This window comes from Paenisporosarcina quisquiliarum, from assembly GCF_043641925.1.
Taxonomy (GTDB): domain Bacteria; phylum Bacillota; class Bacilli; order Bacillales_A; family Planococcaceae; genus Paenisporosarcina; species Paenisporosarcina quisquiliarum_A.
The window spans coordinates 57,110-82,324 of record NZ_JBHZRU010000006.1 but is presented as its reverse complement, the minus strand read 5'-3'; the positions used below and the strand labels follow the sequence as shown (position 1 = coordinate 82,324).

18 protein-coding genes are annotated in these 25,215 nt (G+C 34.2%); 17 read left to right on the top strand and 1 reads right to left on the bottom strand.

Annotated features, from left to right (window positions below; translation table 11 throughout):
- Nucleotides 1-43: 43 nt before the first annotated feature.
- The 15 genes from ACHUE4_RS06370 to ACHUE4_RS06300 all read left to right on the top strand — a co-directional run bounded on the left by ACHUE4_RS06370 (nucleotide 44) and on the right by ACHUE4_RS06300 (nucleotide 19,160).
- Complete coding sequence (locus tag ACHUE4_RS06370) at nucleotides 44-466, top strand: VOC family protein (protein WP_394188541.1); 423 nt, start codon at nucleotides 44-46, stop codon at nucleotides 464-466.
- 183 nt (nucleotides 467-649) lie between these two features.
- The gene (locus ACHUE4_RS06365; RefSeq protein WP_394188540.1) at nucleotides 650-1,306 is read left to right on the top strand and encodes a reverse transcriptase-like protein; all 657 of its coding nucleotides are present in this window, start codon (nucleotides 650-652) and stop codon (nucleotides 1,304-1,306) included.
- Between the two features lie 202 nt (nucleotides 1,307-1,508).
- Complete coding sequence (locus tag ACHUE4_RS06360) at nucleotides 1,509-1,862, top strand: hydrolase (protein WP_394188539.1); 354 nt, start codon at nucleotides 1,509-1,511, stop codon at nucleotides 1,860-1,862.
- A gap of 233 nt (nucleotides 1,863-2,095) precedes the next feature.
- The gene (locus tag ACHUE4_RS06355) at nucleotides 2,096-2,371 is read left to right on the top strand and encodes an AbrB/MazE/SpoVT family DNA-binding domain-containing protein (RefSeq protein ID WP_394188538.1); all 276 of its coding nucleotides are present in this window, start codon (nucleotides 2,096-2,098) and stop codon (nucleotides 2,369-2,371) included.
- 160 nt (nucleotides 2,372-2,531) lie between these two features.
- On the top strand, nucleotides 2,532-3,047 hold the full coding sequence (locus ACHUE4_RS06350; protein WP_394188537.1) for a divergent PAP2 family protein: 516 nt from the start codon (nucleotides 2,532-2,534) through the stop codon (nucleotides 3,045-3,047).
- Nucleotides 3,048-3,366: 319 nt separating this feature from the next.
- Nucleotides 3,367-5,214, top strand: coding sequence for a putative bifunctional diguanylate cyclase/phosphodiesterase (locus tag ACHUE4_RS06345; protein ID WP_394188536.1), 1,848 nt, complete (start codon nucleotides 3,367-3,369; stop codon nucleotides 5,212-5,214).
- Between the two features lie 235 nt (nucleotides 5,215-5,449).
- Nucleotides 5,450-7,468, top strand: coding sequence for an EAL domain-containing protein (locus ACHUE4_RS06340; RefSeq protein WP_394188535.1), 2,019 nt, complete (start codon nucleotides 5,450-5,452; stop codon nucleotides 7,466-7,468).
- Nucleotides 7,469-7,472: 4 nt separating this feature from the next.
- Nucleotides 7,473-9,539 carry a flagellar assembly protein A gene (locus tag ACHUE4_RS06335; RefSeq protein ID WP_394188534.1) on the top strand — a complete coding sequence of 689 codons (2,067 nt, stop codon included), beginning with the start codon at nucleotides 7,473-7,475 and terminating at the stop codon, nucleotides 9,537-9,539.
- Between the two features lie 28 nt (nucleotides 9,540-9,567).
- Nucleotides 9,568-10,368, top strand: a complete 801-nt coding sequence (locus tag ACHUE4_RS06330; RefSeq protein ID WP_394188533.1) for an alpha/beta fold hydrolase — start codon at nucleotides 9,568-9,570, stop codon at nucleotides 10,366-10,368.
- A gap of 12 nt (nucleotides 10,369-10,380) precedes the next feature.
- Entirely contained in the window at nucleotides 10,381-10,761 is a 381-nt protein-coding gene (locus ACHUE4_RS06325; RefSeq protein ID WP_394188532.1) for a PAS domain-containing protein, read from the top strand.
- A 304-nt stretch (nucleotides 10,762-11,065) separates the two neighbouring features.
- On the top strand, nucleotides 11,066-12,700 hold the full coding sequence (locus tag ACHUE4_RS06320) for a trypsin-like peptidase domain-containing protein (protein ID WP_394188531.1): 1,635 nt from the start codon (nucleotides 11,066-11,068) through the stop codon (nucleotides 12,698-12,700).
- Between the two features lie 42 nt (nucleotides 12,701-12,742).
- Nucleotides 12,743-13,771 (top strand): S-layer homology domain-containing protein, encoded by a 1,029-nt coding sequence (locus ACHUE4_RS06315; protein ID WP_394188530.1) that lies wholly within the window; start codon nucleotides 12,743-12,745, stop codon nucleotides 13,769-13,771.
- Nucleotides 13,772-13,923: 152 nt separating this feature from the next.
- On the top strand, nucleotides 13,924-16,065 hold the full coding sequence (locus tag ACHUE4_RS06310) for a 5'-nucleotidase C-terminal domain-containing protein (protein ID WP_394188529.1): 2,142 nt from the start codon (nucleotides 13,924-13,926) through the stop codon (nucleotides 16,063-16,065).
- Nucleotides 16,066-16,188: 123 nt separating this feature from the next.
- Nucleotides 16,189-17,979, top strand: coding sequence for a M14 family zinc carboxypeptidase (locus ACHUE4_RS06305; protein ID WP_394188528.1), 1,791 nt, complete (start codon nucleotides 16,189-16,191; stop codon nucleotides 17,977-17,979).
- Between the two features lie 125 nt (nucleotides 17,980-18,104).
- On the top strand, nucleotides 18,105-19,160 hold the full coding sequence (locus ACHUE4_RS06300) for a CAP and S-layer homology domain-containing protein (protein WP_394188527.1): 1,056 nt from the start codon (nucleotides 18,105-18,107) through the stop codon (nucleotides 19,158-19,160).
- A 172-nt stretch (nucleotides 19,161-19,332) separates the two neighbouring features.
- Here ACHUE4_RS06300 and ACHUE4_RS06295 read toward each other — a convergent pair whose 3' ends face one another.
- Nucleotides 19,333-21,600, bottom strand: a complete 2,268-nt coding sequence (locus ACHUE4_RS06295; RefSeq protein WP_394188526.1) for an S-layer homology domain-containing protein — start codon at nucleotides 21,598-21,600, stop codon at nucleotides 19,333-19,335.
- Between the two features lie 192 nt (nucleotides 21,601-21,792).
- Here ACHUE4_RS06295 and ACHUE4_RS06290 point away from each other — a divergent pair, with 192 nt between their 5' ends.
- Both ACHUE4_RS06290 and ACHUE4_RS06285 read left to right on the top strand, forming a co-directional pair.
- Nucleotides 21,793-22,701: a C40 family peptidase gene (locus ACHUE4_RS06290; protein WP_394188525.1), complete on the top strand. Its 909-nt coding sequence runs from the start codon at nucleotides 21,793-21,795 to the stop codon at nucleotides 22,699-22,701.
- Between the two features lie 192 nt (nucleotides 22,702-22,893).
- Nucleotides 22,894-24,783, top strand: a complete 1,890-nt coding sequence (locus ACHUE4_RS06285) for an N-acetylmuramoyl-L-alanine amidase (RefSeq protein WP_394188524.1) — start codon at nucleotides 22,894-22,896, stop codon at nucleotides 24,781-24,783.
- Nucleotides 24,784-25,215: the final 432 nt, after the last annotated feature.

Below are 25,215 nucleotides of genomic sequence, written 5' to 3'. Positions count from 1 at the left end.
AGATGTTATGATTACTAGAATATAAAGGTGAGGAGATGTTGAGGTGCCAGTAAACGTGTACTTTAATTTCAATGGAAACTGTAAAGAAGCTGTCGAGTATTATGCAGAAGTTTTTGGACAAGAAAAACCTGAAATTTCTAAGTTTGGTGATATGCCTGCAGATCCTAATTTTGTTCTACCTGAAGAGATGAAGGAATTGATGATGCATGCTCGACTTAACGTTCATGGCAGTACGGTCATGTTCTCAGATTCCATGCCAAATGCTCCTGTGACCTTCGGTAAAAACATTACTTTGGCGATTGTTACTGGAGACAAAGAAAAGTTAGAGGCAGAATTTAATGCTCTTGCTGAAGATGGCAAAGTATCCATGCCACTTCAAGAAACATTTTGGAGTCCTTCGTATGGTGCTCTAGAGGATAAATTCGGTGTGGTATGGCAGTTTAGTTTTGAAGAGGGTGCGGAGTAACTACTTTACGAAATATTATTTATCTTAAATATACCTTCGACAAATTGACTTAGTCATTTTGTCGAAGGTTTTTAAATTTTGCTTAATCAATGATATGAGTTAATCGTCGGACACAATTTAGACTATCAAAAAAGGGAAATGGGAATGATGAATAGAACTATGAATTATGAGGGATGATTCGCCATGAAAATTAGAATTGACTGGATCTATAAAACTCCAAAAGGGACAGAAGCAGAATTTCACTCTGAAGAATTGCCAGTCGCACATGCTCTCCTGATTGCTGAAGATTTGGAGCGCACAGGTCGCATCAAGAGAATTACTTTTACTGACCAATATGATAGTAATTGGACTATAAAAGAAATGAAAATTTATTTAAAGAGTCTTGAAACAGAACCGTATAAGGTGAGTGTATATTTTGATGGAGGATTTGACCACGAAACGAATAAATCAGGTTTAGGTTGTGTGATTTATTATGAACAAAATGGCAAAACATATAGACTGAGAAGCAATGCCCCTTCAGGTGAATTGACTTCAAATAACGAAGCCGAATATGCTGCACTTTATTTAGCAGTTCAAGAACTAGAACATTTAAATGTCCACCATCAACCTGTAAAAATTATTGGCGACTCACAAGTCGTTATTAATCAGATGAAAGAAGAATGGCCGACTCTTGAAAAGAACTTTTTAGAATGGGCTGACCGGATTGAAGAGAAGATGAAGAATCTAGGAATTCAACCCGAATATGAACTTATTTCAAGGAAAGTAAATAATGAATCGGATCGATTGGCAACACAAGCGTTGAGTGGAATTGCCGTATCTGCAAATGTTGAGATTTTATAATATGGATGAGATAGAAAAACAGTATTAAATGATTCGATTCACTTACTTGAATGGAGAGGCACAGTTCATTTTATTATCATTCATATTTTCATCTCTACCATGCCTTCAAAAGGTGTGAATTATGAGTTGACTGCATGTCATAAGGTTTTATTTACATCTTAAGGGGTAGAAGTAAAACAAGTGAATGGAGGAGATGAAAATAATGGATCAAACAAAAGAGACGTATTATGTCGATTTGGTAAGTGAGAGTATTTTACCTGAGCCTCTTGAAAGTACGAGTTTTGTGGTTCAAGCAAATAGACAAGAAATTCATGCGTTAGAGACGGTGTTAGAGAAAAAACATGAAGCGGATATGGAAACCTATGTACGTTCTCATATTCCGTTTTTGGAGTATCATCATGACCCGGAAAATGACCGATATGATGCCCAGCAGAAAATGCTGTATGCCATTATTTATCAATTAGGTGATGATGCAGCGAGAGCACATATAGAACAAATGGGGATTTTGACTGATCGTAAAGAGGATGACCCAGAGGATATACGACATTTGAGATAATCGGTATTTAAAGATTTAATTTCATATTTGAATGATTAGTTGCCATCTCTAACTGTATGAGATGGTTTTTTCGTGATTAAATTTCGTTTTATTGGGAAACCGAATGATAAAATACATGAGAAAATGAGCTTTTTCGCAAAAGATTTCCCAACCTAATTGTCTATCTACTCAGTGCTGAATCCATTACTATTTGATTATAAGGTTTTTACATAAATAGTGACGGAGGGATTAGCATGGGCAATAAATTGATGAGATCAATGGACAAATTGGGTCGAATGGTGATTCCAAGAGATGTGAGAAATGAATTGAAAATTAAACAAGATGATCGAATTGAGTTTTTCATAGATGGCGAAAATCTTGTATTGAAAAAATATTCTCCACACCAAACATGTTTTATCACTGGTGAAAAATTATCGAGTAATTCTGAACTTGCACCTGGATTGATTTTAAGTCCAAAAGGTGCCGAATTATTGATGATGAAATTAAAGCAGTGGTCAGTAAGATTTTAAACTAAATAATTGAAGGAAATGATCAAGAAATTATCTTGGTCATTTTTTTGTGTGAAATTTGGATGCTTTTCGAATAATTATGGGTGAATTGGGGTAATGAAAGAAGATAAAAGAAAATCGATGAAATTATCGGTTTAATCGTGAAGTGGAGGTTGAAATAATGAGAAGCATGAATCGCGGTATGGTAACAGCATTATCGGCAATTGCATTAGCTCAAGGACTTAAAATAGTAACACATAAAAAGGTGTCTGGTGTGTGGGATTGGCGCCAAGCTTTCACCACAGGGGGAATGCCGAGTTCCCACTCAGCTGGCGTTTCAGCGTTAGCATCGTATGTAGCTGCGAATAAAGGAACGCGTCATACGGAAACAGCACTTGCAACTGTATTTGGTGTAATTGTTATGTATGATGCACAAGGTATTCGTCGACATACCGGTGAGATTGCACAACTTGTAAATGATTTAGAAGATAATATTTCTAAATTCTCGGGGGAATTTCCAAGTTTTGAATATGTACAACGCGAAAAAGAATTAAAAGAGCTATTAGGTCACCAACCGATTGAAGTATTGGGTGGGGCAGCCTTAGGAGTGGTAATGGGACTGTTAGCAGCTAAGTTTGAGAACGATGGTCGTAAGGAAAGAAGACAACTAAATCGACACCGAGTGAATTGGGAATAAAGAAATCAAGAGTAACTGCATATGCAGTTACTCCTTTTTTTCGGAAACGAATTGTTTGTAAAAAAAAATTAGAATTGAAGTCTTGAAATTGATAGCTTATGAATCCTTGAATAGACCAGTAGATTCCTTGAAATTAAATAGACCTCTAATAACCTATTAAGAAGTGATTTTCTACCTAAAATTTTTAGGGTATTTTATACTATCGTGCCGAAAAATAATTCATTAGGTACATAGACCACTCAATTTCCATTTGCTAACATGATAGTATGTATAAATTGTGTGAAAATTCTACCTATAAAAATGAGAGTGTGGTGGTTGGATGAAGTGGAGATGGCAAATTGGTATCGCAGCAGTAGTTCTGATAGGAAATGTTTTTGGCCTTGTTCAAAATGAATTTTCATGGGAAAGGACAATCGTTTTTCCAATCAACATTTGGCTTGGCTGGTTAATCGGTTTACAGGTGGATAAGTATCTTCATTCCAAAAAGGAATTAGATTCAACTAGAAGTGTGCTTATGGATTATTCACTTGCTCTTGATTCTGCTATAGACGCAATCGGAATTACGAACTCAGAAGGCAATTATGAGTTTGTAAATGAGTCGTTTGCTCAGCTCCATGGCTATACGAAGGAAGAATTATCTTCCATGCATTGGCAAGAATTATATCCAACCGAATCACTTCAGGATATTAGAAAGGAAATGATTAAGCCTTTATTTGAAAATGGCTTTGCTCGTGGTGAAAGCATTGGATTAAGAAAAAACGGCTCAACTTTTCATCAATCTGCTTCGCTTTCATTAATGAAAGAACATCAAAAAACAATCGTCGTAATTCATGATATTACGCAACAAAAAGAAGAAGAAAGACGTTTAAAGCAAAAAGTCGAACTAAACGAATTAACGGGTCTAGCAAATCGAAGAAAACTTTTAATGGAATTAGAGAAGCGAAAAACGGCAGACAGTTCAACATGCATTCTATTTATTGATTTAGATCGATTCAAAATCGTAAATGACACGTTAGGACATGAAGTAGGAGATTATTTATTAAGAGATGTCGCAAACAGACTTCGTTTCTTCAATAAAAAAAATATTTCCACTTACCACTTAGGTGGAGATGAATTCATTGCGATGATATGTGATTCAGATTTGGATCATGTGAAGGTAGTTGCATACGACATCGTTGAATATTTAAGAGAGCCCTATTATATAGAAGGAAATGAAATTTTCTTAACGGCGAGTATTGGAATAAGTACCACACCTGACCACACAAATGATGTTTTTGAACTCATTGGTTTGGCAGACACGGCCATGTATTATGCGAAGCTAGATGGGAAGAACACGTATAAAATCTTTACCGAACAATTGAAATCTCAACTTGAAAGAAGAACTTTTATTGATTCAGAGCTTAGAAAAGCAGTTAAGAATAACGAATTATTTATGGTTTATCAACCAAAAATTAATTTGCTGACGAATGAATTATGGGGAATGGAAGCTTTGATTCGCTGGGATCATCCAACGCTAGGTTTAATATCTCCTTTGGAATTTATTCCGATTGCTGAGGATTCGGCCATCATTTTGGATATAACCAAATGGGTGGTGAATGATGTGTTAGAACAGATGAGAATTTGGCATTTAGCAGGTTATCCAAAATTTAACACATCCATCAATGTATCTCAAAGACAATTAAGAGACAGTAGCTTTGTTGATTTTCTTCATGATTCACTTCAAGTATATGAAATAGACCCTCCGCAACTTGAAATTGAAGTAACTGAAAGCGTAATGGAAAATGCAGAATTAGTTATTCCAATATTACGAGATATGAAAGAAATTGGCGTTTGCATTTCTATTGATGATTTTGGGACGGGCTATTCGTCATTAAATCTATTGAAGACTTTGCCAATAGATACATTAAAAATTGACCAATCATTTATGAATGATTTACATGGCAATGAAAAAGATATCGCCTTATTAAAGACGATTATTACAATTGGTCAAACCTTTAATTTGAATATTGTAGCTGAAGGTACTGAAACAGAAGATCAATTATGTTTACTTCAAAGCTTAGGATGTACAATTGCACAAGGCTATTATTTTAGTAAACCAATAAAAGCAATTGAGTTTGAAAAACAATATTTGAATAACTTTCTTGTATTAAATGAATCCAGCAATTAATGTTGCTGGATTTCTTTATATTAACCACGATGATTATTAATTGATAATTTACACTAATTTTTCTATTTAAAATCACATAATTTGTAGAATACATATGTCAAAAGAAATGGTATATTGGGATAAATAGGTACTTTATACTTTTTATAAATTTATCTAAAAATTCAGTTTTCTTTGATTTATTCCTTTTATAAGGATAGAATGGAAATAATAGTTGTTGTCGTGAGGAGGCATGAGTATGCTTGAAAATTATCATTATCTTCAGTCTTTTTTTGAAGTATTAGAAGATCATACGATTTTATTGGATGAAGCGGGAAATGTTATATGTACAAATGGAGCACACAGTTCAATTGAAGAGAGTAGAAAAAATAGTGGAATAGCTGAAGAAATTGGATTAAATTATTTTGATGCCTTAAAAAAATTGAATAAAACGGTCGAAGTCCAAGCTTTTCAAAAAGTATTGGAAGGTGATATTAAAGAATTTTCATTTCATTTCTCCATGCCGAGTGAAACTGCTCCTCGTTGGTATCATCTAAAGGCTAAAAGATTTGTCATTTCTGAAAAAAAACACGGATTAGTCATTACAACAAGAGATATTACTGAACAGTATATTCTAAAAATGAATGTGGATGATGTGTTAGAAAGTATGTCTGATGCGTTTTACTCTCTTGATGAAAAGTGGAATTTCACTCATATAAATACGGCAGCTAGTAAACTACTTGAGAGAGAGCCAGGTTACTTAGTCGGCAAAAATAAATGGCTTGAGTTCCCTGACACGATTGGTAGCGATTTTTATCACTATTACTTGAAGACTGTCGAATCTCAAAAGTCACAAACGTTTGAAGCATATTATGCTCCCTATGATCGTTGGTTTGAAATGCATGTGTATCCACAACGTGAGGGAGGTATATCGGTTTATTTCAAAAATATTAGTGATCGCAAAAAATCAGAGTCTGATTTAAAACAGTTCGCTTATTTCGATGATTTAACGTCACTTCCGAATAGACGATGGATGATTGAACGAATTGATGAAGCCATTAAAAAAGATACCGATAGTTCCGTTTTATACTTAGATATTGATGGATTTAAAAATATTAATGACTTATATGGACATGTCAAAGGTGATATTTTATTAAAAAAGGTAGCTAGAAAATTATATAAAGCAGTATCTCCACATGGTCATATAGGACGTATTGGTGGAGATGAATTTCTAATTTTCGTTCGTGAGAAAAGTAGATTTGAGCTGGAAGTTTTAGCTCGAGAAATTGCAGCTATTTTTGCAAAACCGATTGTTATTGATGCTCACTTATCTTTCTCAATCAGCATCAGTATCGGAATTAGTCGCTACCCAGCAGACTCTCAAGATGTAACTGAATTGCTCAGTTATGCAGACACGTCTATGTATCGTGCAAAGAAAATGCGAGGCAATCAGTATCAGTTTTACCATGCGAATATGACGCGTGAATTATCTCGCCGAGTTAATATTGAAGATTCATTGTCGGAGGATCTACAGAAAAACGGAGTGTACTTTCAATACCAACCACAAATTGACTATGTAACTGGTGAATTAAAAGGATTTGAAGTGCTATCTAGATGGAATCATCCCGTTTTAGGTGCCATTTCTCCTCTTGAATTTATTGAAATTGCCGAAGAGAGCGGAAATATTCTAAAGCTCACTTATTATTTGATGGCCGATGTATTTTCGATTGTGACAAGCTGGCGAAAGAAATTTGGCTATGATTTAACGATATCCATTAATGTCACACCTTATTTAATTTCCCAAAGATCTTTCTTTGATGACTTTTTTGAATTGTTGGAGCGCTATGATTTACCAGCTGAAATGATTGAGCTGGAAATTACAGAGGATTCACAAATTGAAGCGTCAGAAACAACTTTAGACAATATGAAGAACTGTCAAGAACGCGGTGTACGTATCGCCATTGACGATTTTGGAACAGGGTATTCGCTCTTTAAATCACTTACACATTTTCCTGTCAATAAAATCAAAATCGATCGATATTTTATAAACCGAATTGGGAACGATGCACAGTCGGAAGCAATCATACGCTCTTTTGTTGATTTTGCCGAAAATTTAAATTGTGAATTAGTAGCAGAAGGAGTAGAAACGAAAGAAGAAGCTGAATTTTTGAAGTCTATTGGATGTACCGTATTCCAAGGTTATTATTTAGAAAAACCGATGGATATCGATGCTTTTGAAACAAAATACATCGCAAAAAGCTTAGCGGGGAAGGAGTAAGATGATGCAACCTTCCATTACCATTAAGTCAGAAACAGTTGAAGAAGCAGTGAAAACGGCATTATCCATCCTAGGTGCCCAAATGGATGAAGTATCTATAGCCGTGCTTTCCACACCTAGTAAAGGCATTTTCGGTCGTACAAAACAATTTGCCGAAGTAACCATTACAAAATTAGAAGTTACCGAAGAAGTTCAACCAAATTTAAATGTAACTCGTCTGGTTGATGAGATGAGCAGTGACGAACAACTTTTTCCAGTTAATGTTGAGAATACTACGATGATTGAGAATAAAAAAGAGAGTCTAAATGCTTCTGACTCTGTCACTGAACCATTTGGTCTTTGGATTGAAAATGGCGAAATTAAAGTAAAATCTGCTCGCAATAAATACCCGATTTTAATTATTGGGAAAGGTGTTCGAGTTTCTATTAATGGGTTACATGTGACCAATCGACAAATCGTTTCAGAACAGGATCGAATCGAAGTTGATATAGAGAATGAGATACACGAAGCAGAGTTTCATATTTTATTGGAAAACCAAAACATGGAAGCATATTTACAGGTTATCCCTGGTCAACGAATTCAGCGGTTTTTAGAAGATACATCACCTGAAGATACGATGGTGCTTTCAGCGACTGAAACGATTCTTCCGTATAACGAATTAACAATATCCGATGTAATGCAAGAGCTGGCTTTAATTCCAGCTATGCGAAATTTAGATCATCAAGCAATAGCAGTAGCGATTAACTCATTTGAGGAACAAAAAGTTCTTATTGCCAAAGGAACTTATCCGATTGATGGGAAAGATGGTTCTCTGCAAGTTATATTCGACAACTCTATTTTTCAATCCGTTCGAGATCAAAAGAAAAAAGTCGATTTTCGTGAGAAGAATCCAATTTTAACTGTCGAAGAAGGGGAAATTATTGCAAAGATTATTCCTCCAACGAAAGGGATACCGGGCATTGATTTATATGGAAATGTTGTTTTGCCAAAAGCAATTTATGAGGTTGATGTGCGACTAACGAAACACTTGGTAAGAAAAGGTGATGAGATTATTGCGGTAGCTTCCGGCAGACCCGTAATCGAAAAACGGGGACGTCTTGTGAAAGTGGATATTGTAAAAGAGTTAGTCCATCACGGGGATGTGTCGGTAGATAGCGGCCACATTCGTTTCCAAGGGGATGTAACCATTAAGGGAGACATCGACGATTCTATGATTGTTGAGGCAGCAGGAAGAATAGTTGTAGAAGGTAATATCACAAAAGCTTCTATACTATCTGGGCAATCTGTGACGGTAAAGAAAAATGTGTTTTCGTCGTGTATTGATGTTGGAAAATCTACTATCATTCTTAATGAATTGACGGATATGTTGAAATTATTATTAGTCCAACTTGATCAAATGAGTATGAGCATTTCGCAGTTCATCAGTGTAAATCACTCCAGTCAACAGGAAATGAACGTCATACAATTGAAACAGTTAATACGACTTTTAATGGAGCGGAAATTTATTCATTTAAAAACGTTAGTCCATGAATTAAATCAAAAAGTTCGAATTTCTGAAGGCGTATTAGATGCCGAGTGGATTACATTGGCAAACCGCTTAAATAATCAATTTATGACGGCAAGAACGGATTCGACGATGGATTTAAAGAGTTTCTATGGATTGATTGAACAAGTAAGAGAGATCTATGAAATCTATTGTATTCCACCTGAACCTAAGTCGAATTTATCGTTAAGCTACGCTATTAATAGTTCACTTTATTGTAGTGGGAACATATTTATTACCGGGCAAGGTGCTTACCACTGCAATGTACAAGCGGGAAATAATGTGCGAATTTCGAATGTGTGCCGAGGTGGCGTCATTGTTGCTGGGCGACAAGTGATTCTAGATGAATTAGGTTCAGAAGTTGGCGTGAAAACAATCGTTCGTGTACCTAGTGACGGTATTATTCAAGTGGATCATGTGTATCAAGGTACGCATTTTCAAATTGGTAACCGAATTCATACATTTGCGGTCGAGGAATACCAAGTTAGAGCGCATATTGGTACGGATGGTATGATTGCAATTCGCTAGTATTCGTGTCGCGAAATGGGGAGTAACAATGAAGGTTGAAGAACGAAATTATGTAAAGATTATTGGCGAAGGTGAAAAGACGATTGTTTTTAGCCATGGATTTGGTTGTGATCACAAAATGTGGCGTTTTGTAACACCAGCATTCAAAGAAGAGTACAAGGTGGTAACGTTCGACCATGTGGGTTCAGGGCATTCGACTAAGGATGCTTATGATTTTAAGAAGTATGATTCATTGGTTGGTTACGCAGAAGATGTACTGGAAATGTTAGACGAATTACAATTAGAAAATGTTATCTTTGTGGGCCATTCCATTGGTGGAATGATTGGTATGCTTGCGTCGATCATGAAATCAGAAGCCTTTGAACAATTGATTTTAATCGGACCTTCAGCGAGATATTTAAACGATTACCCAGACTACGAAGGCGGATTCGATGAAAGAGATTTAAATGGACTCTTTGAGATGATGGAAAGCAATTTTGAAGATTGGTCAAAATTTTTAGCTCCTGTTGTTATGAAGAATGAAGATCGTCCTGTGTTAACGGAAGAACTTCAGCAAAGCTTTACTTCAACAAATGAAGAAATCGCCAAACATTTTGCAAAAGTTACATTCTACTGTGATCATCGCAGGGAGATGCCACTTATTTCAGTTCCAACCACCATCATGCAAACGTCCAGTGACAGCGTGGTCCCTATAGAAGCAGCACAATATTTAGAGCAACAGATTCCGAATTCCAATTTACAGTTGATGAAAGCAACGGGGCACTACCCGCATCTAAGCCATCCTGAGGAAACAATTCGCATAATCAAAAAAATAATACAAGCACAATAAAGGATGATTCAAATGGATGAACAACTGTACCATGCACCATGTGGTTATTTAGTATTTGATCAAGATGGTCAAGTTCTTGAAGTTAACGAAAAAATGTTAATGATGTTGGGATACAAAGAGGGCGAAGTAATTGACCAATCATTCCAACGGTTATTAACATTGCCATCGCGGCTTTACTATCAATCCTATGTATTGCCACAAATCAATTTAAATGATTCTGTTTCTGAAGTGTATATAGCATTGAAAGCAGCGAAGGAAGACTTGCCGGTTGTTATGACTGCTAAGGTTCGTGATGATAACGGAGTGTTGTTTGTTGACTGTGTATTTATATCTGTGAAGTTGAGAGATGGGTATGTGAAGAAATTGATAGAAGAAAAGAAGATGATTGAATAGATATAGAAACCGCTGGAGGGTAACATTTCCAGCTTTTTTTTATGAGTAATCATAAGTAGAAGACCATTTTTAAAAAATTCGGAAATACATTTGATTTTTTAGAAGATAGTCATTAAGAATTGATTGATAACAGTCAATACTATGCGAAAGATGAATATTAAATTAGCCGACTGGTTAAGAGTTTTACATAAATTATATTAAAAATCATTCCTCTAAAAATACAGGAAAATATCTGCATACATTTCCAAAATATTGATATATTATAAGTAATAAGGATTGAATCCATGTTAGAGGAGATGTTATGTTGAAGAAATTCGTTGCTTTATTTTTATTAATAATACTTGTTGCTTTACCGTTACAAACATTTGCAGCAAATAAATTTTCAGATGTAAAAACGTATATTAATGAGATTAATTTTTTAGTAAACGAAGAAATCATTAATGGTTATCCAGACGGAACTTTTCGTCCGACTGAATTTGTTACAAAAAAACAAATTGCTGTAATGATGAGTAGAACCTTAAAGTTAGACCTGAATAATGTGACAGATCCGGGATTTAAGGATGTTTCGAAATCAAATTCGGCATACAGAGAAATTGCTGCTGTAGTTAATGCAGGGATAATGCCTAAAGGTACCAATTTCAATCCTGGTTCTCCAGGAACTAGAGAAATGATGGCTCGAGCCATTGTTATCGGATTAAATCTTCAAGGTGATACCAGTATTAAGTTCAATGATGTCTATTTAAATAATCCTAACAAATCGTATATTTCCATATTAGCAGATAATAATATTACTACTGGGTACGAGGATGGAACGTTTAAACCATTTTCATCACTCACAAGAGCTCATTTTTCAGCGTTCTTAGCAAGAGCATTAAATGATTCGTTTAAACCAATAAATGATAAGACCTTAACAACTCAAGAGATTGTTAAAATGCATGATTCTAGAATATTTTTACTTGAAATAAATAACGTGACATTAGGTAGTGGAATACTAATAGGTAATGGTTTGATATTGACTAATCAACATGTGATTAATGATTTCCAATTTGGCACGGCTTTCTCAATAGATGATAAAAAATACGAGATAGCGGGGATTGTTGAATCAGATGAACTTAAGGATCTAGCTTTAATAAAATTAAAGGAAAATATCACTGCATCAAAAGTAACTTTTAAAAGATATGAAGATTTAAAAAAAGGGGAGAAAGTTGTAGCCATTGGAAATCCTTTAGGTCTTCAAAATACTGTTTCAGAAGGAATTATTAGCTCTTTTAGAGATATAGAAGGTATTTCTACAATTCAACACACTGCTCAAATGACATTTGGAAGTTCGGGCGGGGGGCTTTTTGATACGAAAGGAAATCTTATTGGTGTTACAACATCTGTAGAAGAAAATGAAACTGCAGATTTGAATTTTTCCGTTTCAATTAATGAATTAGATTCTTGGAAATCTTTTCTCAAACTGTCACATAGTCAATTGAAAGTTCAACCAATTTTCCCTCCAAAACCAGTTTTGGAAGTCATTTACCGCAATGTAGCTTTTGGAATGAGTCCGAAAGAAGTAATTGAAGCAGAAGGTAGTATTCCATCTGACTCTACGTCGGATTCAATCTATTATTATGGGGTATCTGATCATAGCATAGAAGCTGATGTCTACTATACATTTAAAGATAATAAGTTATATTCAATTTCCACTTATTATTTAGGTTTTGAAACTCTATCTCACTCAGATAAAGAGGAGTTTTTCTTTGATATGCTTGATGTATTGGAATATGAATATGGAGAAGCTGATTATTACGATTTTGATTGGAATAATGATATAAAGGACTATTCTATTGCTACGTATTGGAACTATCCATTGATGAGTTGGAATGCGATCATACCTGATAGTGACTTGGAAAATCCTTATGCTGTGTTAGTTATTGAGAATGACATGGAGTAATAGATTTATAGGTTTAAAAGAATCATTTATTTGGAGGTTATTATGAAGAAGACACTTGTACTATTACTCGCACTACTATTTTTGTCAAACACTGATGCACAAGCAGAGGTTACATTTAAAGATGTGTCGAAAACATCAGCAGCCAATGATATTTATTATTTAGTAAATAAAGGAATCATAAAAGGTTATGAGGACGGATCCTTTAGACCAAACCAAAATGTTACTAAGACACAAGGGGCTGTTTTAATTGCTCGAGCATTAAAAATTGATACCTCATTGGTTGAAAATCCTGAATTTAAAGATTTGAGTGTAAAAGCATCTGGATATAAGGAAATTGCAAAATTAGTAGAAATGGGTGTTATAGATAAAGAATCTTCATTTTATGGTGGTAATCCGCTAACAAGAATGGAAATGGCTAAATGGCTTACAAGAGCATTTAAGCTTGAGGGTGAATATCCATCATATATCCATGATGTTACTAAAGAAGAAAGGATATTTGTTGACCCTCTTGCAGCTTTAGGCATCACGAATATGGATAGTACGCAAAGTTTCTTTAATCCTAAAGAACCTTTAACAAGAGCTCAAATCTCATCTTTTCTATCAAGAACGCTAAATCCAAAAGTGCGAATTTATATACCAACCATAAAAATTTTAGTTCCTGAAATTGAGTTTCAGATGAGTATTGATGACGTTAAAAAGAATATGGCCAAATATGAAAAAGTAAGTGAAAGTGAATCCGGAAAAGATTTATATTCTATCTCTTATTTAAATTATCCAGGTTTTGATGGTCGCGAATATATTATAGGATTGCTATTTAGAGATGGTAAGTTAGTTACATTAGACTACTCGAACTATGATATGGGATTAGAACATGGGACAAAAGAATATAATGATGAAACATTAAACTTCGCAAAAAAATTCGAGGCTTATAGTAATGTTAAATTAAGTCGAGAAAGTCTAGAATATAATATATATGATTATCAATTTGCGAATCTAACTTATATTATTTCAAGTCCAGATACCATCAGTATCCAATATGGAACAGTAACATTTACTAAACTAATTCAATAATTGTTAGAATTATCAACTAATGATATTATAGTAGGGGAATGAAAACGGTTTCACCTTATTTACATAATTATCACAATACTTTCTACAAGTTTCATATATGATAAGTGTAGGATGATTGTTTTCATTCCAAATACTAAATAGGATGGTGTCTAATGAACAAAAAGTGGATTAATTCAGCAATTGCAACAGCAATGACTTTTGGTCTTTTGGGTTTACAATCACCCATTGCAGTTGCAGCGGAAGGCGATTTTGATTTAACAATTATGCATACGAACGATACACATGCAAATTTAGATGCTGTGGCAAAAAGAGCAGGTCTAATTAAATCAATTCGTGCAGAAGAAACGAATAGTTTATTATTAGATGCAGGAGATGTATTCTCAGGTACACTTTATTTTAACGAGTTTAATGGACAAGCTGATTTGGAATTAATGAATTACATGGGTTATGATGCAATGACATTTGGTAATCATGAGTTCGATCTTGGAGATGCAGAAGAAGGACATAAATCTCTTTCTGAATTTGTAAAGGGTGCAGAATTTCCATTTGTAAGTTCAAATGTCGATTTTTCAGCAGACCCATTTTTTGAAGGTCTTCAGAATGATACGTATGAAGCCAATTATGAAAACGGTCAAGTCTACAATGGAATTGTCAAAGATTTTAATGGTGAAAAAGTTGGAATTTTTGGTTTAACTACTGAAGAGACTGTAACAATATCAAGTCCCGTAGACGTAACTTTTGAAGACTATATTGCTTCAGCTGAAGCCGCAGTAGCTGCTTTTGAAGCGCAAGGAATTAATAAAATCATTGCTATTTCACATATTGGTTATGACGATTCTGCTGAGGTTGATAATGATTTATTATTAGCTGAAAATGTGGAAGGAATTGATGTAATTGTTGGTGGACATAGCCATTCAAAATTAACAGAAGCTAAAATAGCTAACAATTTTGATGCACCAACTATTATTGTTCAAGCAGGACAATATGGTGAAAACTTAGGTAAACTTGATGTGACTTTTGATGTAAATGGGGAAGTAACTTCACAGTTTGGAGAGTTATTACCAGTAGAAGATTTAGTGGCAGATGAAGAAGCGGCTGCTTTATTACAACCATATACTGATCAAATTGAAGAACGTAAGATGGAATCTACTGGAGTTTCTACAGATGTATTTTTAGATGGATCTCGTGGTCTATGGGGAGTACGTGCTGGTGAAACAAATCTAGGCAATTTAATTACGGATGGTATGTTAGCAACTGCTCAAAAAATTGATCCTGATACGGTAATAGCTATTCAAAATGGTGGAGGTATTCGTGGTTCAATTGAACCTGGCGATATTACGTATGGTGAAGTTTTAACAGTTATGCCGTTTGGTAATAGCCTTGGGATTTTGAATTTAAAAGGTTCTGAAATTCTTGCTGCATTAGAACATAGTTTAAAGGAATTTCCTAAAGAAAATGGTGGATTCTTGCATATGTCAGGAATGAGTGTTGCATTTGATGGAACTGCTGAAGTGGGAAGTCGCGTATTAGACGTATATGTTGGAGAAGAACCACTTGAACTTGACAAAATGTATAAGGTTGCAGCAAATACCTTTACTGCTAAAGGTGGCGACGGTTATACAATGTTTGCAACTGCATATGCAGAAGGTCGTCTTTCTGAACCAGGAAATATTGATTACGAAATGTTTATTGATTACATGAAATCTTTAGACAAAGTTGAACCTATGGTAGAAGAACGTATATTTGCAGTAATTCCTTTCGAGGATGTTGCATATGAATCTTGGTACTTCGACTATGTTCAAGATCTATTCTACCAAGGATTAATCAATGGGACATCAGAGACAACTTTTGAACCGAAATCAAACTTAACTCGTGCACAAGCTGTTTCATTAATTGTCCGTGGTCTTGGTTTGGAGACAGAAGAAAAATCACCGTTCACTGATATATCTGGATATGATGCAACAACTCAAGCTGAAATCGATGCAGCTTATGCTGCTGAAATTGTTTTTGGCATAGAAGGTAAATTTATGCCAGGATCAAAAGTAACTCGTGCTCAATTTGCATTAATGTTAAGTCGTGCATTCAATGCTGTTTCTGAGGAGCCGTATGTAAATGAATCTGAATCAACTTATACGGATTTAGGTAACTATAATGAAGAAACTAAATATGCTATTCAAATGTTGAATGAGTTAGAAATTGCACAAGGTGAGAATGGCAAGTTTATGCCTTTAAACTATGCTTCACGTGCACATGCTTCTAAAATGATTTCTAATTTCTTGTCATATATGGAATAGGAGAAAAAGACCTTAGCTTTTTAAAGCTAAGGTTTTTTTTCTGTTGAAAACAGGACATTCGCAATATAGGTTAAACCATCTATTTCCAAGTATACTTAATGTAAATGAATGGAGGAGTTCTATGTGAGAAAGATTGTTCTACTATTATTTTTATTTTTAAATATCGGTGTAGTATCAGCACATGCTGAAGCAACTCAATATAAAGGAATGGTTACTGGTGATCAAACATTCTTAAAAGATGAAAAAGGTTCGACTATTGGAACTATTTCTAAAGGAACAGAAGTAATTATTGAAGTTTATAATGATACTCTTGTTAAACTAGTACACCCGGAATCTGATTTATTTATAGATGCAGTTGCTATTGAAATAGTAGAAGAGACAATAACTCCAGAGAATGTTGCAACAATTGGGCAAGTAAAAACTAATTCAATGTATAAGCTATATCAAGAACCATCTCCTGAAAGTTTGATTGTTTTCACAGGAGGGGTGGAATACATATTTCAAGTTGGAAACATTGTAAATGGATATTATGAAATACAATTCGGAGGAACAAACGTATATTTATCTGTTGAAAATGCAAAAGCTTTATTTGAGGACACATATGCATTTGATATAATCGGAAACGATTTACCGATATATGAATGGAAAAACGGTGAACTCGTTCATAAGGGAACTCTAGCCAAAAATACAGCATGGAAAATAGAAAGAGATATTGCGAAATATCACATTATCCGAATAGGTTCTAAAGAGTATTATGTTCCGATAATAGGAACTTTCCCTTCAAATAAAAAACCTTCGGTGTCAGTTCCAAAGTCTGCAAAATATCCACTATCACTAGTAACAGAAAGACTAACTCCGGTTTTCACTAAGGATGGTAGGGCTTTGGGGACATTAAATAAAGGATCCCTCTTACATATTAAAGGCATTGATGGTAGACAAGCCATCATTAATTTTTATGGAAAAGATGCAAGAATATTTTTCAATCATTTAGTTCATACAAATGCGATTCAACCCAAACAAGCATTTTCTCATCCTGAAACTGGATTCTATCTTCAAGTATTTGCAGCTATGTATCCAGAATTCACTGAGTTAAAAACTATAGGTAAGTCTGTCGAAGGTAGAGATATCTATGCTCTAAAGTTAGGTAAAGGTAAAAAAGAAATCTTAATGGATGGCTCGTTACATGCAAGAGAACATATGACCACAAATGTAATTTTAGAAATGCTAGATACGTATAGTGCCAATTATTTAAAAAACTCCATTTACGAGGGATACTCACCTCGAAGTTTATTAAACAATGTTTCCATTTGGTTTATTCCCATGCTTAATCCAGACGGTGTTACTTTAGTACAATCTGGTGCGAATGGAGTGAAAAATGGAGAATTATCGACGAAAATCAACAAGGGAAGTACTAATTTCCAAGCATGGAAGGCGAATGTCCGTGGAGTTGATTTGAATGATAATTTCGATTCAAATTGGGATAAGATTAATTCTACTGTTAAATCACCAAGTCCAAGTGGATATCGTGGACCTCGAGTATTCTCTGAACCTGAGTCAAGAGCCTTACGTGACTTTGTGTTAAGTCGTGATTTTAAAGGATATTATTCCTATCATTCTTCAGGACAAATTATTTACTGGTTTAATTTCCAAAAGGATGGACAAGCGACACGTGATATTACGATTGCTCGCAATGTTTCATCGCTAACCGGATATAGAGTCGTACCTCCAATGTTTGTCGTTGGTTCTGGGGCATCTACGGATTGGTTTATTAAACAAACAAAAATGCCTGGTTTAGTTATTGAAATTTCGCCTTACGTGGGTAATAAACCAGTGCCACTAGCTAATTGGGATTCAGTGTGGAAATTAAATCGCAAGGTAGGCTTATACTTAGCAAGAGAAGCAAATTCAAGATAATATCTAAAATCTTTTTTTGAATAATTAACCAAATAAGCTACGATGTTATTTATTGTGGACATCGTAGCTTATTAATGTATTTATTATTTGATTTTTGATAATGTAGTAGGAAGGGGTGAGTTTAATTGAAAAGGATAGTCATGTATTTAACAACTATTATTTTTATATTTTCGTTAAGCAATAGTAATGCAAGTGCTGAAACGCGATTTTCAGATGTACCCACTAGTTATTGGGCACACACTTCTATTGATTATGTTGCCAACTTGAAGATCGTAAATGGGTACGAGGATGGAACATATCGACCAAAAGATCCTATTACCAGATCTCAAGCCGCTAAATTATTAGCGAGTGCTTTAAAATTAGATTTATCAACACTATACTCACCTAAATTTCAAGATGTATCCAAAAACCACTCTGCTTATAATGAAATTGCAAAACTTACTGAGCTAGGTATCTTTCAAAATAAAACCTATTTTAATCCGAACGAGTATTTAACTCGAGGACAAATGTCAAAAATAGTTTCAGAAGGTTTTAATATCGTAGTAGATGATATAAACAAGCATAAATTCCGTGATGTTTCCAAAGATTACTGGGCTTATGATTATATTCATACAATAGCTGAAGTGAAAATTGCCTCTGGTGTAGATCAATTTCATTTTGATCCAACTGGTTATGTGACCAGAGCTCACATGGCAGCTTTTATACACGGTGCTTTGGAATTCAAAAAAATTGAATTACGATATCAAGCTGTTTACGATTACGTAACTAGTAAATATATTTTTAGTGAAAATGAATTTCCTAGTTATTCTAATAAGACCATTGAATTGATTAATGTTGAACGAAAAAATCAAGGATTAATGCCTTTAGTAATGGATAAAGAATTATCACAAGTAGCTCTTATAAAGGCTAATGATTTAGCTGAAAACGGATACTGGGAGCATTATTCTCCAATCTATGGGCCACCTTGGGAAATGGCAGCTAATTTTGATTACTCATATAAGAGTTTTGGAGAAAATATTGCAAGAACTTATCGTACCCCAGAAGATGTAGTTGTGGCATGGATGGATTCTGAAGGTCATCGAGCCAATATTTTAAAGGATAATTACACACGAGTCGGTGTAGGCGTTACCAAAGATAACAATGGAAATTTCTATTGGGTTCATATGTTTGCTAGTAAATAATTGTGGGATTGTTTAAAAGCTATAAAAAAACAGAAAGACTAAAACGTCTCGTTTTTGTCTTTCTGTTTTTTTCGTGTGAATTTCTTTTATGGTTATATGTCTGATTTCAACATAAAAAGGAACTGCCCTAAGTCATTTTATATGACTTATAGGACAGTTCCCTTTTTTCTAATTATAAGGCATCCGTATATTCAGGTCCTCGAGGTAAGAGTTCAGACATGCCTATCTCTTCTAACCCGATCTTTATTTTTGTTGTATAACCTAACTGGTTCCTATCAAGATAGCCAGCTTTAGAACGTATATAAGCTTCAATTGTATCTAGTTGAGCAGGACTGATATTCTCCCACAGTTTATAAGAATTTATTAAGTCTTCAAGTGTAAGGTGAGTGTAATCGCGTCCTGCAAATTCACCTTGTTTATTGACTCTATACCAAATATCGCCGTCAGTTCTAATCCATTTGCTTTTTTCTTTTCTAATTGCATTTTGAATTGAGAGTGCAGTATTTAAATATTTTTGATCTCCAAATTCTTGATATGCAGTTAATAATACATTCATTCCACCCAAAACGTGGTTCATTGAAGCATGTGTGACGGTTGATTGCACAATTGGGAAGTAATCAGAAATATAGTACGAATAACTGTCTACAGCTATGATGTTACCTTTACTTTTTTGACTTACAAGTAAATCCGCATAATTTTTTAATGCAGAATTATAATTAGGATCATTCATTTCTTTGCCACTTGTGTATAAGAAAAGGGCAATTTGCTCATTAAATCGAGTATCAATAAAAGGAGCTGTTATTCCATATAAATTTTTCAAATATGTGCTTGTTACTTCTGTTTCCCAGTATGTCTTGTCTCCTTTGAAATTCTGTAAATTTACAAAGGAATTAATTATTAAGTTTTCAAAATATGGCTCTTTTGTTTCAAGGAATAAAGTTAGTGCACGGTCCTCTTTCATTAATAACAAAATTCTTCCGTAGCCTTTATAGGATGCAGGCATTGGCTCGATGGTAATAGCCATTTTATTATATGGACCACTTGCTGTATACCAAGCATTACGCTTACGATAATTAACCGCTGATTCTATCATCCATTCTTCCAAATTCTCATTACTTTTAAATAATAGGGACTCGGAATCCATAAACCATTGATCAACTGTATCATTTCCTAATGATTTAACTGAATGAAAACTATACATTGTTTTATCTAATTGAATTGATGAAAATGCCTCTTTTTCTTGTAATAACTCTCTAGTTTTACTAACAGCACCAGTAGAATAAGTAAGTTTAAGATCTTTTGAGCGATAAGCTTGTCCAATCATTTCTTGCTCAACTTTTCCATTTAAATCTACTTTTTCAATTAATCCAGTAGGATAGGTGGTAGGATCGTATCCAAATATATCATCTTCATTCTTTTTAATAGGATAACGATCATATCTACTCATTTTTGAGGAACTTATATTTTTTTCTTCTCTTATGATATCAATCTGAACTGTTTGTGTAGAAGGGTTTATTAATTCAGTGAATAAAAAGAAATCACCGTTTGGAAGAGTTCTTTTCGTAATTTCCAATAATGCAGAACTACCACTAACACGATAATTATAAATAGTATCTTCAGCATAAGGATATTCATTAATTTCTTTGTTTATAAACCTTAAGGGTGACTTGGATCTAATAAATGTCCGAACATCCTCTTCTATAGGAAGTAAAGTGAAATTCTGTTCCTCTCTCTGTTCGACAAAATCCCCAGTTAATGGAGCTTCTTCAAATACGATATTTTCAATCGGAGTGATTTGTCCGCTACTAACTAAAGCACGATGTAATAAAACGACAAAAGTTCCCCGATTAACAGCAGTTTTTGGATCGAATGTGCCATCTTCTTTTCCTGTCGTAATTCCATGCTGCGCTAAAACTTTTACTCCATATCTATGGGATTCGCTAATACGATTCCAGTCTTTAAATGTTATTTCTTCTCCCGTATCTTTAAGTTCAAACGCTCTAACAAGTACCGAAGCCATTTGTTCGCGAGTCAATACATCACCAACACCAAAGGTACCATTCGGCTTTCCTTGGAAAATATCAGCTTCATATGTGGCCATTACACCTGTTAAATGACTTGATTGAGGGGATACATCAGAAAATATTGCTTTATATGGAGCTTCGGGTAATTTTAGAGCACCAGTTAATAGATTTGCTGACTGACCTCGACTCACATTCACTGAAGGCCGAAACTGTCCATCAGGGTAACCATTGATGACTTTAAGATCAACCAGTTGTGTTACTTCATTTTTTGCCCAAAAATTATTATGTACATCTGAAAAATTCATTAATCTTAGATTTTCTTCAGCGTTTACCTTATTTGAATGTGATACCCAAGAAAGTGTTAATACAGTGGCTATGAAACAGATAGTAAGTAATCGTAAAATTTTTTTTGACAACATATTTCCTCCTATAGTTTGTTAACCTAAATAGTTTAACAAACTTAAGAGCAAAGAAATAGTAGTAATATCAATTTAGTATTGTAATGAAACTGTTACATACTTGTAACGTTAAATAATATTTCTATGTGATAAACTGCAATTAGTTGATTTTCAGAAAATTTCCATCTTGGAAGGGGTATATTAAATTTTATGAAGAAATGGTTATTACCAGTATTTGCATCATTTATGTTATTGACAACAAATACTCAAACTGCTGACGCTGCTTCGTTTTCGGAAATAAAGGATCAAGCATATACATATTTAGGAACACCATACAAATATGGTGGAACCACATCAAGTGGTTTTGATTGTTCAGGATATACACAAAAAGTATTTGCAAATCTAGGTTACACTTTAAATAGAACTTCTTCAGGACAGTATTCACAAGGCACTTCGGTTTCAAAATCTAATTTACAAATTGGAGATTTGGTTTTCTTTAATACAAGTGGATCGGGAGTATCTCATTTAGGGATTTATGTTGGAAGTGGGAACTTTATTCATTCTTCATCTAGTAAAGGGGTAAGCGTTTCAAGTATTAATGATCCTTACTACTGGGGAAGTCGATATATCGGAGCAAAAAGAGTTGTGAACTTTACTTCAGAAACAGAAGTTAAAGAAGCAGTAAAAGAAGCATCGATTGATTTCACTGTTTATGCTTCACGTGGGCAAGTAGCACAAGAAATTGCTGAAAAATTAAATTTGGATACATCTAATACTAAAAGTTCGTTTGTAGATGTAAAATCTACATCTAAATATGCAGGAGCGATTGCCGCTGTTGAAAGAGCAGGTATTTTTACTGGCGATGAAAACGGTAAATTCAACCCAAATAGCCCTTTGACAAGAGCACATATGTCAAAAGTATTAGTCGAAGCATTTAATTTAAATAACATTGGGTCAGCAGAAAAATTCAGTGATGTTCCAACAAAGCATTGGGCACATAATTATGTAGGTACAATATCATCACTTGGTATTACAAACGGTAAGGGCGATGGTACCTTTGGAATTAATGATCATACAATGAACAAACATTTAGATGTCTTTATTAACCGCGTTCAGTAAAGAATTTTTGAAGGGGGAGACAACTGTCTCTCCTTTTTTTATACCCTTGTTCCTAAAGTTCAAACCTTTTATCCTGCAAAAAAATTAAAAAACATAAAAATTAAATAATTTTGAGTAAATATGTAGGATGTTTATACTTGGATTATTTTGCTAAAATAAATAGAAATCTGTTGATATGGGGGAAATAATAAAGTGAAATTAAAGCAAGTATTTTTTGTCTTGTTGTCATTAATCATGTTGTCTACGGTATATACGGCTAAGGTAAATGCTCATCATATTTTTCAAGATATTAAGAGTACAGATGAAGCTCACGATGAGATTGAATACATATTTAATAAAGGGATAATTAAAGGTTACGATTCTACAAACGGCAGTTTATATAAGCCAAGTAATAATGTAACTCGTTCACAAGCAGCAAAAATGCTTGTAATTGCAACAGGGTTTCAACCAGTTAAAGTGAATTCAAGTTTTCCTGATGTTAAGACAGGAACAGAAGCATCTGGATATATCGAAAAAGCAGTACAGCTAGGTTATTTTGGCGGTTATGCTGATGGTACATTTGGTGTCAATGATCCACTAACAAGAGGGCAAATGTCTGCGATTTTAGTTAATGCCTTTAAGTTAGATGTTCAAAAATGGGCTGCATATCCAAATGTTTTTAAAGATGTTACTTCTAAGAATGCCAATATATCTAATATAAAAGCTATTTATTATAACGGTATTACAAGAGGGGATGGTGACATGTTCCTATCCGGAAACTCTGTCACTCGTTCTCACTTCGCTTTATTCCTTGCAAGAGCAATGGATGATCGATTTAAAGTAGATGGTGATGTAAACGGAATTAATTTACCAGACCTGTCATTAGCAATTGGAATGGTAAAAGTAACAGATGATGAATTGAATGTACGAACATCACCAACAATGGGAGATAACAAAATTGGAGAAGTTAACACTACAGACAAACTGTATGTTTTTGATGTCCAAGGTGATTGGCTGCAAATTGGTTATAAGAATGAATTAGCTTATATTCATAAAGGATTTACAAAATTCTTAGACGCAGATGGCAATGTCATAGGTAATGAAATTAAAAAAGTTAAAGTAACTGCAACAGAGTTAAATGCGAGAAGATTACCTTCAGCTTCTTCTAAGGTTGTTGGTGTGTTGAAAAAAGATGAAATTATATCTGTTTATGGTTCTAAAGACAATTGGTATTTAACCACAATAAATGGTGTACCTGCTTATGTCAGTCAAACTTATACAACTGATTCATTAGTTACAACTCCGCCTCCAGTTACAACACCACCTGTAGTTAGCAATTTGACAGGTAAGGTAACTGTAGATGGTCTAAACATTCGTTCGGGCCCAAGTGCTTCTTATGCAACTATTGCAAAAGTAAATAGGGGCGCAATGGTTACCGTGAAAAGTATTAATGGATTCTGGGCTAAAGTGGTTTATAACGGAAAAGAAGGATATACCCACAAAACGTATTTAAAACTCTTAAATAATCCGTCTAGTGTAAAGAATCGTATTATTGTTATTGATGCAGGTCATGGTTATACAGATCCAGGAGCAGGTGTTAAAGAAGATGGTAATCTATACCGTGAAAAAGAAATCACATTAAACGTTGCATTGCTTGTTGAAAAGAAATTGAAAGCAGCTGGTGCAAAAGTTGTAATGACACGTTCTTCTGATACGTTCCCTAGTCTTCAAGATCGTGTAGACATTGCTATTAATAACTATGCTGAATTGTTTGTTAGTATTCATGCAAATGCAAATGACAATCCGGCTGCAAAAGGAACAGAAACATATTATAATGTGACGATGAATGATAATTCACTAGAAAGCTATTATTTAGCATCAAAAATTAATACTCAAATTGTAGTTAACGCAGATATGAATAATCGTGGGGTAAAAGAACAAGCGTTTTTCGTAAATCGTAATATGGACATCCCTTCCGTATTAGTAGAAATGGGCTTCATGACAAATCCACAAGATTTATCGAAATTAACAAGTCCAGCATATGTAGAGAAATTTGCTACTTCTATTTATAACGGTATCGTTCAATATTATTCTGCACCATAATAAAAAGAGTGCTAAGTGATTTTTGCTTAGCACTTTTTTATATTATAGACAAAAGAATAGTATTTTATGTTTCTATAATAATGTCGAGGTAAACACACAATTTAGTGCATGAAAAATGCACGACATCATCCATATCTTATATAACTTGAATGATAGAGAAACAAGTAAGAATGGAGAGGCGTGCAGATGAATTTAAACAAGTTATTGTTCAATTTAAAGTTGTTCAAGTATCTAAAATGGAAAAGATTGAAGATAGGATAACTTTCATGTTGTAGCTTATACCTCAATCGGTCCAACATTTCAGGCGATCACAAATAAAGTTCCTGACTATTGGATTCAAAAGATTAAACATCTTAAAATAATTGAACGAAGCTATATATTTTTTTACAGAAAAGGGGATGTCCAGAAAGTCAATTTTCATGACTTTTCGGA